The sequence below is a fragment of the Alicyclobacillus sp. SO9 genome (assembly GCF_016406125.1).
GTDB lineage: Bacteria > Bacillota > Bacilli > Alicyclobacillales > Alicyclobacillaceae > SO9.
In genome coordinates this window covers 3,997,015-4,009,382 of the sequence record NZ_CP066339.1, presented here as the reverse complement: position 1 = coordinate 4,009,382, position 12,368 = coordinate 3,997,015, and the positions used below count along the sequence as shown (strand labels likewise).

The following is a 12,368-nucleotide window of genomic DNA, read 5'->3' as shown; positions in this document are numbered from 1 at the left end:
GTTGGTGTTGCTGAGGGTTGAACAATTACGCTGCGAATACAGAGTAAATCCAATCGGATTGGACGTGGAATCGCCCCGTATTTCATGGCAACTGGAAACCACGGAGACAGACGTTTTACAGGCAGCCTACCAGCTGCAGGTGTCTGTGGTTGAAGGCTTCTGTGAAGTGCTCTGGGATACGAAGCAGATAAACACAGACCAATCTATTCACGTGACGTATGAAGGGCCGCCATTATTACCTCAAACTCGCTATTATTTTCGGGTTCGGGTGTGGGATACAAAGGGGAACTCATCCGCCTGGAGCGAACGGAGTTACTGGGAAACGGGACTGCTGGATTCAAGCCGGTGGCAGGCCAAGTGGATTACTGCAGACAGCCAACTGGACACAATGGGATTACAGGTCTCCCCTTTTCTGCGCAAGTCCTTCCACATCAAGGCTCCACCCGTGCGTGCCCGTGCTTATGTGACCAGCCTTGGCTTGTACGAATTGCATGTGAACGGACAGCGAATAGGGGATTGGCTGTTTACACCAGGCTGGACGGCCTATGAAACACGATTGCAGTATCAGACTTACGATGTGACAACTGTGATTAGAGAGGGACACAATGCTCTTGGAGTGATACTCGGCCATGGCTGGTATACGGGACAGATAGGTTGGAAAAATGAACGCAACTTATACGGAGACCAGCGGTGTCTCTTACTGGAGTTACATCTAGACTATGAAGACGGGAGTCGCGAAGTAGTTTGCTCGGATGAATCGTGGGTGTGGAAATTGGGTCCTATTCGTTTCTCTGAACTCTACCACGGTGAGTTATATGACGCCAATTTGCAATTGCCGTGGTGGGATACAGCCCAGTATGTACCACTGGACTGGTCCCAAGTCGCTGTTACTGACCATGGAACAACCATGCTGGTGGGGCAGGAGAATCTCCCTACCCGTGCCATACAAGAGATTGAGCCTGTTGCGGTCATTGTTACACCCAATGGAGAGACGGTACTCGATATGGGCCAGAACCTTGTAGGATGGGTTCGGTTTGAAGCGGAGGCAGACCCCGGCACAACAATCACGCTCACACATGCAGAAGTGCTCAATCAAGACGGAAATCTCTACGTTGGGAATCTTCGGGAGGCTGAACAAACAGACAGGTATATTTGTCGAGGAGACGGTTTAGAGGTATTTCAACCCCACTTTACTTTTCATGGTTTTCGTTATGTCAGAGTAGATGGACTGCAGGCGGTTGATAAGACCAAATTTCGAGCCCTTGTGATACATACGGATATGGAGCAAACGGGGTATTTTGAAACTTCCAATTCCCTAGTGAATCAGTTGTTTCAAAATATACTTTGGGGGCAAAGGGGGAACTTTCTCGACGTCCCCACTGATTGCCCGCAGCGTAATGAGCGCCTCGGCTGGACCGGGGACGCCCAGGTATTTATCAGAACTGCTGCCTACAACATGAATGTAGCTTCCTTCTTCGCGAAGTGGTTAAAAGATTTGACCGCTAACCAGCTTTCAAATGGATCGGTCCCTCATGTTATTCCGAACATTTTGACTGAACGTGACAACGGTAGCTCTGCATGGGCTGATGCTGCTGTGATTTGTCCTTGGACACTGTATCTGCATTACGGTGACAAGCAGATTCTGCAAAATCAATATGAAAGTATGAAAGCCTGGGTAGAACATATGCGTTTGCGAGGCAACAACGAAAATCGGTTTGAAGGCGGGTTTCAATATGGAGACTGGCTCGGTTTGGATGCGAAAGAAGACAGCTACGTCGGTGCTACGGATGTGAACTTCATATCGAATGCGTTTTACGCCTATTCTACCAAGTTACTTGCACAAACGGCCGAGATTCTTGGTAAGAGCAACGATGCGAATGATTATCGCAAGTTACAGCAAAACATCGTTCAAGAATTTCAGCAGGAATTTGTCACAGACAACGGTAGCTTAGCGGTTTCTACGCAGACGGCTCACATCTTGGCACTCTGGTTTGACTTGGTCGATGAACGACATAAACCCCAAATTGCAGCAGTACTTCATGGCTATATTCGCGACAATGACATGCACTTAAGCACAGGGTTTGTTGGAACACCCTATTTGTGTTTGGCCCTTTCTGAGTATGGTTATTCGGAGACGGCTTTTCAACTGCTGCTGCAGCAAGAGTATCCGTCCTGGCTGTACCCTATTACTCGCGGTGCCACAACAATATGGGAGCACTGGGACGGAATTAAGCCAGACGGAACATTCTGGAGCGACGATATGAACTCATTCAACCACTATGCATATGGGTCTATTGGTGAATGGTTGTACAGGGTTGTGGCCGGCATTGACACTGACGAGACGCAACCTGGGTTTAAGCACAGCATTATCAGACCTCGGCCTTCAAAGGAACTGAGTTGGATAAGAGCTTCAGTAGCTACGATGTATGGCGTTGTGAAATCAGAGTGGAAATGGACTGAACCGGAACAGCGGTTTGAGCTGTTTGTGCAAGTCCCCGCTAATACAACTGCAACAGTGGTATTTCCGCATTTGACACTGCAGGATTTCGCAGCGGACGTGTCACCCGACGACTTCATTCACCTTATGACCGCACTTAACACTGGAACTGCTGGACAGCCGTCGTTGACGATTGGTTCAGGGCAGCATCGCTTCTCGTACAAGGTGATTCAAGATGAAATGGAGGCAACGTCATGACGAAACAAATTCCTGATACACTGACGCTCGAAGAACGAGCAAAACTTGCCGTCAATGCTGCCGTTGGATTAGCCGACCATGAGTATGGATTCATCCCATTTTTCAGCGGTAACCTCATTGAAAATCCGGCTTCGATGCAACACGGCGATTGGGACTATGGGTCGACGCACGGGCGCTTAATCGATGCTTTAATCTTGGCACGTAACATGAGTGGCAGTTCGTTGGGGGACGACATTGAGAAACACTACCGAGAAAATTTTATGAGTTTTTTTGCAGAGGATGGATTGAGTTATCGACGTGAACATCCACATGGGCATTGGAAGGAAACTGCGAATTTAATTGATCAGAGGTCGGTTCTATTGGCATTGACGTCGTGGTATATGAGCACAAAGGATGAAAATGTGAAACAAGCAGCAGATGCTCATGTGGCTGCACTCAAACGGATTACAGTCAAAGAGAAAGATGTTTGGTATTATCCCGCGTCTGAATATACCAAAGACGGATGGCCGTCCGCCAATGCCGTTCAACTCCGTTTAGCACCTGACCCTGCATCGTTTTCTGGAAGACTGATTATGCCGCTGCTGAAGTACCATGAGTTAACCGGAAACGGCGACGCCTTGGAACTGTGCCACTATTTCGTGAACCTAATTGTTCACCGCAGTGGTGTTTTTAATGAAGACGGCAGCTTTAACTCTGCCCTGGCGTATCGCAGTGGACACTTTCATACCCGTTTAGGAACACTGGATGGACTGGCTAGGTTTGCGTTGTTTAAACGCGATCATTCGCTGTCTGCCTTTGTGAAAAAGAGCTATGACTGGGCTCTTAGTCAGTCTACATCGTTTGGATGGACCCCAGGAGATATGCAGGAACAGAGATATGAACATGAGACTTGTTCACTAGTCGACCTTATCAGCACTGGTATCAGCCTAGCAAGAGCAGGCTATACGGAGTATTGGAGCGTTGTGGAAAGGTTTTTAAGAAATCATTTAACAGAGTCTCAACTGATTGACCTTGATTGGGTGAAGTCAGCTGACAGTACCGCGAACGACGAAGCTGGCTGGAGAACTCATTTTCAAGTTGGGGAACGGTTATTAGGCGCGTTTGCGGGCTACAGCGCACCCAATGATTATGCATGTGATGTCAATTACGGCCGAGGGCATATCAATGATGTTCAGGCTTGCTGTATTGGATCCGGTACCCGCGGTTTGTTTCTAGGATGGCGAAACATTGTAACGGAAGACAACGGTGCTGTGTCTGTTAACCTCTTGCTCAATAGGGGCTCAAAGTGGCTTGATGTCATGAGTTACCTTCCCCACGAAGGAAAAGTGGAGTTGCAAATCCATGAAGGGTTTAAGTGGTTGCATATCAGAATTCCGAAGTGGGCTGGCTATTCAAAAGTTAAGGCCGTGCGTATGGGAGCTGGAGAGTCCGCCGTCATTGAAGGTGCTAAGCCCAGTGTCTGGATGAAGCCGGATTATTTTACCGTGTCCGATGTGAGAGCGGGGGAAAAAATTACAGTGACGTTCCCGCTGCTGGAAGAAACCACAATCGAATACGCCGTGGGTCAGGAGTTTCGCGTGACATGGCGCGGTGACGATGTGGTTCATATTTCTCCAGAGGGAGAATACCGGCCGTTTTACAATCACAAGACCGTTTCAGAAACGGCTCCGCTTAAGGCAGGAGATCTCCATCGGGTTGAGGATGAACTGGATTGGTAAGTATCAGTCGGCAGCGCTGTTTTGTTTTCTCTCAGACTTCTCGTCTGTAGCAGTTCATGTATAGCTTCTTATTCAGCTTCTTAACGAGGCGTATTGAATGTTGGCATTTATACTTTGGAAAGAGGTGCGATGAAAATGAAAACTGTTGTTGCAATATACACGGGTCAAGGATTGGCAGAACCTTTGCAGGCTGCGTTTAACGAAATGATTTCTGGTGGACGCTTAGTCAACGTGATTGATGACGGCTTAATCCATGATGTAAACAACAGCGGTGGTGTGACTCCTAAAATTGTGCGCAGACTGCTTCGCTATTATGAAAATGCTGAAGAGATGGGTGCAGACGTGATTTTGAACACATGCTCGTCCGTGGGGGAAATCGCCACAGTGGGGAGAACGGCTGTTAGTGTTCCAATTGTTCGAATTGACGAGGCCATGGCAGAAGATGCAGTGCGTAAATTCAGTCGAATTGGTGTGATAGCTACTTTGCCAAGCACTCTGCAACCGACAAAAGAGTTGCTTCGGACGAAGGCTCTTGAGTTGGAGAAGTCTGTAACGCTGGTTGAAGGACTTGCTTCCGGAGCTTACCAAGCATTGATTGAAGGCAATTCTGAAAAGCATGATGAAGGGATTGTTCACGTTGCCAAGGGCCTTGCCAAGCAAGTTGACCTTGTTGTGCTTGCACAAGCATCCATGGCCAGAATGCAGGATGAACTCGAGCAGCAGACCGGAATTCCCGTTCTGAGCAGCCTTCGTTCAGGTCTAGCGGCGGTGAAGTCGGTGCTTGAAGCTGTCTAATGATTGTCAAAGGAGATCAAATCCATGATGAAGACTCAGAATCGTATATACGCTACCTATCTGATTGAGACGCCTTTTACAATCGACTATGCTGCCGAGATGATTGCTACTGAACAATCGACGGGAACCTTTGTTGCTATACCCGGTGAGACAGATGACCTAAAGGATCGACATCGTGCAAGGGTTGAGAGTGTTGTCGAACTGGAGTCCGTGTCGACGCCGTCACTTCCGGGGACCAGGCTTCGAACTGGTGGAGGCGCCGCTTCCTACAAGCGAGCTAAAGTGCAGATCTCGTTTCCCTTCCACAATACGGGGCCTTCAATCCCCAATCTGCTTGCAACGGTGTGCGGGAACTTGTACGAACTGAGTCAGTTGTCCGGTATTAGGCTCATTGACCTTGCGTTACCTGAGGCGTTTGCAGACCGATATCGAGGACCTCAATTTGGGGTTGACGGAACGCGTAAGCTCTGTCAAGTGAACGACCGTCCGTTGATTGGTACGATTGTCAAACCCAGCATTGGACTCGGACCGGATGAATTGAGAGCCCTTGTCAGAGAGCTTGCCTACTCCGGTATTGATTTCGTGAAGGACGACGAATTGAACGCTAATCCTCCTTATTTCCCCCTTCGGGATCGGGTGAGACTAGTAATGGAGGAAGTCAATCGGGCCGCTCAAGATACAGGGAAACAAATGATGTATGCCTTTAATATCACAGACGATTTAGACAGGTTGGTTGATCATCACGACGCCGTTGTGGAAGCTGGCGGGAACTGCGTGATGGTCAGTATTAACAGTGTAGGGTTGGCTGGAGTTGCGTATTTGCGTCGGCATAGTCAAGTTCCTATCCATGGACATCGGAATCAATGGGGAGCCATGACTCGTTACCCGCTGTTGGGCATGGAGTTTACGGCTTATCAAAAGCTGTGCCGGTTGGCGGGGGTAGACCACCTTCATACAAACGGTGTTGATAACAAGTTCTATGAATCGAACGAATCGGTCGTACAATCGGTACGGGAGTGTTTGACTCCAATGTATGGCGGTTACACGGTTATGCCAGTTTTGTCATCTGGCCAGTGGGGCGGTTCTGCTGTCCGGTCCTTTGAACTGATGCAGACTACCGACGTATTGCATTTGGCTGGTGGTGGGATTATGGCTCATCCCGATGGCGTGAGGGCGGGAGTCGAAAGTATGAAACAAGGATGGCAGGCTGCTTTGGAAGGGCGCAAACTTGAAGATTATGCGCGTGACCACGAGGCACTGCAGCGTGCTGTTGAGAAGTTTGGGCCGCGGCCTCTCTTTTGACAGCCACCATGATGAGTAAAAGTCACCAAGCGTGGTTGAAGCAGGCGGAGACTTCAACGTTCCTGCAAGCTCCGGTCGCGTGAGCGCGGGCTTGCATGGAGGAAGTCTCCTGGAAATTAAGGCATCCTGCTCAGCCCTTCATAGCGTATCTTCCACGTGCCATCCTGTGGGAAACCCGGGGCAGATGACTCCGGTCCATTGTCCCATCCGGATGCCATCATGGCCACTGCAGTTAACAGACCGCCATTTCCCGGTAGATATACAGGCAATCCTCCATGTTGAAAATTGTGGCCATTAGGCAAGTAACGGTTTTTGCCCCTCTCAATGAGCAACAAGTCTACGGCCAAGTGGCCTTCCCCAAGACGGGCAGCGGTCATGGCTAGCATCGGGTAGTCCCATCCCCACGTGTGGTCCCAGTTCCACTCGTCGAGGACCTTTTGCAGAGTTTTCCTCATGGTTTCCGCGTCGGCATTCTCTCCGGGTAACATACCCAGAGGTGCCACCATCGTGGGGTGATCCTTTACGCCCACCTTATCGGTAAACGTATCAGGGTGGACTTCTGAGCCTACATAGACACCATCGTAGGTCGGTAAAGGAGATAAATTCCTCAAAACTGCATCCCATTTTTTGTCTCGCGGAAGTCCCAGCCTTTGACGCCAAGACTGTGCTGTTTCCAATCCGAATTCCCAATAAGTGAGTTCTAAAGGAGAATTCATGGTAATGGTGTGATCATAAATCTCCTGCGCAGGTGCCAGCGGCGGGCCTAACACATATCGTTTGCGTTTTTCGTCCCAAGCTGCAAAGGATGCCATGAAGCTTGCAGATTCAAATACAATTTCTTGATATTGTTGCAAAAGTTCACGGGTTGGATTGGTTCTGTATAGCAGTTCAGCATAATAAATTGGATGAGGCTGCTGCCAAATCAAGAAGTGTTCAATATAGCAAGGTGCGTTGACACCGTCCGTAGCAACACACTTAGGCCAGCGCACGCCATCGTACCCTTGCTTATGAGCTACTTGACGGGCCTGCGGTAGAATACGCTTGTACCAAGTCATGCTCTTTTCCAACAACTCCGGTCGATTCCAAAGCGCAAAATGGACTGCGTGCCACCAGTGCATTTCAAGATGAAACTTCCCAGCCCAGCTATTGTGAATCAATCCAGATTCTTGCGGCGGAACTGAGCCGCTTGAATTGACTGCCGTCAGGTATTGAGACAGTACAATCCTGCGCTCCAACTCCGACGCTCGTACATCAGTACTATCAGACAGGTCAACGGCTCCACCTGACTCCCAGAAGAGTTTCCAGTGTTCTTCAGCCTTATTTTGAACCGTTGCAAAGTCCGGCAAGTCGTCGGCAGCAGTTGGTGACGGGGAGAACCTGCACACAAATTCCATGGCCGAATTAGATTGGGTCGGCAGAAAGACAAACTTATGGCAGTCGCGATTGCTTTGCTTCATCTGTCCGTCGGACATGTGAGTGGAAACGTAGTATCTATCTTCGTCAAGCACACGTTCGAAATCTGTTCGAGGGTGATTTGACTTTCCTTGTATCACTCGCGTCTCATGGCTTTCCGGATGATTCCAATCTGCTCCGCTGGTAAACGGAGAACCATACGGGAAGTGCAGTTCTATGGCTAACTGCCCCAATCGTATCAAATCAGATTCACAGTGAACACCGATGAGGTCAACGTGTGGATGACACACCGTATGAACAAAGACGTCTTGTCCCAAGACCCGGAAATGGCTCTCGATACTGCCGGTCCACAGATCTAAAGTCTGGTGGATGTTAGTAATCTCTTCATGTGAAACAGCGCTTCCATCTGTACTGAGAAATCGAAACTTTAACATACCGAGGTGTAAACGATGTGGATTATTTCTAAGCCACTCTGCATGAGGGTCCTTCTTATTTAACCAGTCTGAGTATGGAAAGCCAATTTTCCTTCCATTAAAAGTTTCGAGGTAAGTCAGAGGAAAGTTCTCCATTGTATAATCGTTTACATTTGGACCAGTGTGCCAACCCCAGTTTGACATGGTTCCCAGTGGCACTCCGCCGTCTGCGTATACCTCTGGGAATGTTTGTAATCCTGTGGCGTCGACTGTCATTGCAAATTCACCGTTGCCAAGAGTCAATGATGAATACTTATCGAACCGCTCGATGACGGGGTTGTGACGCTTCACCAATGCATATCGGTCTATCAAATCTATTCCTCCTTTTGGTGTTTTGAAGACTGCATACGGATAAACATAAACAACGATGAGCCTTGGTTGGTGTACAAACTTTAGGATGAAAGTAGATAATGATTATAGCTGGCTTCGAACACGAAATGTCATTTATAAAATTAATATCTATATATAAAATAACTGTGGTATGATAACGTTGTCAAACAGGTATTATAACATTCTAAAAATAAGTTTAAGTTCATTAGATTAGGCGAAGGTGGCGAATACAAATGTCCTTAGACACACCCGCATTGGAGAAGTACCTTACCCCTCACAAATATGGGAAACCTGTGTTATCACCCTCCGGTCAAGAAAGCGAGTTTGACTCAAATGCGGTTGATATCCCCTTTGTGTTTTTTCATAACAATCGATTTTACATGATGTATGTCGGCTTTGACGGAAAGGGATATCAGACGGCTCTCGCAGTAAGCGACGACCTCATAAAATGGGAGCATCTAGGGGTGATTCTTCATCGGAAAAAGCAAGGGCGATGGGATGATGTTGGTGCTGCCGGAACCTGGATCCTTCGCGAGGATGACTTGTCGAGACTCCCGACCTTAAAAAAGTTTAAGGGGAAGTACTGGCTTGTCTATCATTCGTATCCTCAAAACGGCTATGAAAACGGGCCTGCTGAAATTGGATTGGCATGGTCAGAGGATGAAAATCTGCTGGAATGGAACAGACTGGATGCGCCTGTTTACTCATGGAGAGACGGGGATGAATGGGAATCGGGTGGTTTATACAAAGCTTGTTTGATTGAAGATGAAGGACAATTTTACATGTTCTATAACGCGAAGAACACCAATAGCGGCAGGTGGATTGAACAAACGGGGGTTGCAATGTCCGCTGACCTTATCAACTGGCACCGGTCGTCGGAAAACCCGATATTGCGAGTTACGCCGGACCATTGGGATAGCCAGTTTGTGTCCGATCCGTGTGTTGTGCGGGACGGGTCGCAGTTCGTCATGTACTATTTTGGATATAATTTGCGTCATGCACAGGATGGCATTGCTTTTTCCCGCGATCTCATACACTGGGACAAACATACTGAACCGATTATTCCTCATGGGAAGCCAGAGGAGATTGACGGGATTCATGCACATAAGGCTGCTGTTGTCAGATACAAGGGTGTTTTGTATCACTTTTACTGTGCATCAAGAAACTACCGAGACGGAGACCCGGCCTGCAACTTTGGAACGGAGTTTCGTTGCATTTCCCTCGCGACTTCTCATCCTCTATAGCCTGTAAGATAGCCTGTAAGCAGGTCGGGAGACATAAGAGATTGAGGTTTGATAATTTGACGTGAAATCTGGGACAAGGTGGGGAATTCATTGCAAGAATCCGAAAATAGACTTGATGAATACAATGTTGTTTGGCAGTCTCCGAGTCAAAACTCCTCTGAAAGTATGCCTGTGGGAGGTAGAGATATTGGCTTAAACGTGTGGGTGGAAGACGGAGATGTTCTTTTCTACATAGGCCGGAGTGGTACCTTTGACGAGAACAATCAGATGTTGAAACTGGGACGGGTTCGACTTCGCATCCATCCAAATCCATTCACTACCGCCGAGTCATTTCGTCAAGAACTCAAACTTCAGCAGGGGAACATTGAAATTACAAGCCGACAAAAGGACGGGAGCTCTACAAAAGTCGATATTTGGGTGGAAATCACGCGCCCAGTCATACACGCAGATGTCGTGGCCTCACAGCCGATGGTACTGGAGATTGTCTATGAGAATTGGAGAACAACAGAACGTGATCTTCCACCCGGCCGGCAGCGCCACCCGGCCATGAGCACCCTGGGATACCCAGGGGTTGTCACGACCAAACCGGATGTGGTTGAATTTTTAGACGGTCATATTGTCTTCTATCACCGCAATCAGACGGACGCATTGCTATTTGATAAGATTGTGAGCCAACAGGGACTGGAAAGCGTTCGAGATACACTCTTCAATCCGCAGATTCATCGGACGTTTGGCGGATTAGTTTGTGGTGATGAGTTTGTTGAAGATGGTACTGAACAGGGCCGATATATCGACACGAAACACACGGGATGGCGCCTGCGAAGTAAGGAGGCCTCCACGTCCCATCACTGCAAAATTGTGTTGCATACTTCCCAGTGCGAATCCTTGTCCTCCTGGCTAGACGAGTTGACCACATATGCCAATGAAGCGATTGATGTCGACGTTACAAAAATGCAAACGGAGAGCTGGTGGAAGCGATACTGGGATCGCAGCTACGTTCGGATCCTGCCTGATGCTTTAGGCAAGGACAGCGAACCATGGGAACTAGGGAGAAACTATGCTCTGTTTCGATATATGCTGGGGTGTAACGCTTACGGGGAGTACCCAACAAAATTTAACGGTGGACTGTTCACTACGGACCCAGGCTTTGTCGAATCGGAGTTAATGCATGTTTCTCCTGATTTCAGGGCATGGGGCGGCGGGAGTTTTACAGCGCAGAACCAGCGACTCGTGTACTGGCCAATGCTCAAGAATGGTGATTTTGATATGATGGAGTCGCAGTTTGATTTTTATCTGAAAATTCTTCGCAATGCAGAATTAAGGACAAAGACTTATTGGGGTCACGATGGCTGCTCATTCACTGAACAACTAGAGAATTTTGGTTTGCCGGTTGGGTACGAATGGGGATGGATGAACAGTAACGATCCTTTGCACAGACGCACTCCATTCTCCAATTCGACAGAACAATTGTCCCCTTGGGTGCGTCATTTATTTATAAACCAACTAGAGTTCTCGTTCATGATTTTAAAATACTACCAGTACAGCGGTCGGGACATTTCTGATTACATGCCCTTTATCGAGAGCAGCATACGTTTCTTTGATGAACATTACCAGTATCTACATTATATAAATACAGGGAAACGCTTCGACACAAACGGGAACCTGGTGTTCTTTCCTTCTACGGCGGGGGAAACGTATAAGGAGGCAAGAAACCCCAGTGACCTCATTGCAGGACTGCGGGCTACAGTCCAGGCTGTATTGGAGTTGCCCATTGTGCTTCTGAGCGAGGAAAAACGACGGTATTACGAATCACTAAACGACAGACTTCCCAGCATTCCGCTCAGGCAGATGAATGGTCATAACACGATTGCTCCTGCGGAGAGCTGGAGTGAGATTATCAATGTAGAAATTCCACAGCTATATGCTGTCTTTCCATACGAATTGTACGGTATCGGACGAGATGATTTAAAATTGGCCACTGATACGTGGACATTCGGAGTGGATACGGAAAATCAGAAAGACCATAAGAGTTGGCATCAAGATAATATTTTCTGCGCACGGATGGGACTAACGGAAGAAGCGAGACAATACACAGTACGGAAGATGAGCAGTGGTCCTTTTAGGTTCCCATCCTTCTGGGGCCCTGGCCATGATTGGGTTCCTGACCACAACTGGGGAGGCTCAGGCATGCTGGGGATACAGGAAATGCTCTTGCAGACAAACGGGGAGAAAATCTACTTATTGCCTGCTTGGCCAAGAGACTGGGATGTAGATTTTAAGCTGAGTGCACCGTTCCAAACTACCGTCGAAGGAAAGGTTCGACAAGGCAGACTGATGGAATTTGTAGTTACGCCGGAATCAAGAACAGCCGATGTAATTAGTGTTTGGGACGTGTAAT

7 protein-coding genes are annotated in these 12,368 nt (G+C 48.2%); 6 read left to right on the top strand and 1 reads right to left on the bottom strand.

Annotated elements, in window-relative coordinates; genetic code table 11:
* Nucleotides 1–4 precede the first annotated feature (4 nt).
* The 4 genes from GI364_RS18775 (at nt 5) to GI364_RS18760 (ending at nt 6,510) form a co-directional block, all read left to right on the top strand.
* Nucleotides 5–2,695: an alpha-L-rhamnosidase gene (locus GI364_RS18775; protein ID WP_233095871.1), complete on the top strand. Its 2,691-nt coding sequence runs from the start codon at nt 5–7 to the stop codon at nt 2,693–2,695.
* Nucleotides 2,692–4,413: a glycoside hydrolase family protein gene (locus tag GI364_RS18770; RefSeq protein WP_198850739.1), complete on the top strand. Its 1,722-nt coding sequence runs from the start codon at nt 2,692–2,694 to the stop codon at nt 4,411–4,413. The genes GI364_RS18775 and GI364_RS18770 overlap by 4 nt, the downstream gene beginning before the upstream one ends.
* A gap of 135 nt (nt 4,414–4,548) precedes the next feature.
* Nucleotides 4,549–5,208, top strand: coding sequence for an aspartate/glutamate racemase family protein (locus GI364_RS18765; protein WP_198850738.1), 660 nt, complete (start codon nt 4,549–4,551; stop codon nt 5,206–5,208).
* A 24-nt stretch (nt 5,209–5,232) separates the two neighbouring features.
* Nucleotides 5,233–6,510 carry a ribulose-bisphosphate carboxylase large subunit family protein gene (locus GI364_RS18760; protein ID WP_370541799.1) on the top strand — a complete coding sequence of 426 codons (1,278 nt, stop codon included), beginning with the start codon at nt 5,233–5,235 and terminating at the stop codon, nt 6,508–6,510.
* Nucleotides 6,511–6,626: 116 nt separating this feature from the next.
* Here GI364_RS18760 and GI364_RS18755 read toward each other — a convergent pair whose 3' ends face one another.
* Nucleotides 6,627–8,708 carry a glycoside hydrolase family 65 gene (locus GI364_RS18755; protein WP_233095870.1) on the bottom strand — a complete coding sequence of 694 codons (2,082 nt, stop codon included), beginning with the start codon at nt 8,706–8,708 and terminating at the stop codon, nt 6,627–6,629.
* Between the two features lie 251 nt (nt 8,709–8,959).
* Here GI364_RS18755 and GI364_RS18750 point away from each other — a divergent pair, with 251 nt between their 5' ends.
* On the top strand, nt 8,960–9,970 hold the full coding sequence (locus tag GI364_RS18750) for a family 43 glycosylhydrolase (protein WP_198850737.1): 1,011 nt from the start codon (nt 8,960–8,962) through the stop codon (nt 9,968–9,970).
* Between the two features lie 90 nt (nt 9,971–10,060).
* Complete coding sequence (locus GI364_RS18745; protein ID WP_198850736.1) at nt 10,061–12,367, top strand: DUF5703 domain-containing protein; 2,307 nt, start codon at nt 10,061–10,063, stop codon at nt 12,365–12,367.
* The last annotated feature ends 1 nt before the right edge of the window (nt 12,368 follow it).

Coding starts and splice junctions, on each gene's coding strand:
- GI364_RS18770 (WP_198850739.1), top strand. CDS start 2,692: ATGACGAAACAAATTCCTGATACACTGACGCTCGAAGAACGAGCAAAA.
- GI364_RS18765 (WP_198850738.1), top strand. CDS start 4,549: ATGAAAACTGTTGTTGCAATATACACGGGTCAAGGATTGGCAGAACCT.
- GI364_RS18760 (WP_370541799.1), top strand. CDS start 5,233: ATGATGAAGACTCAGAATCGTATATACGCTACCTATCTGATTGAGACG.
- GI364_RS18750 (WP_198850737.1), top strand. CDS start 8,960: ATGTCCTTAGACACACCCGCATTGGAGAAGTACCTTACCCCTCACAAA.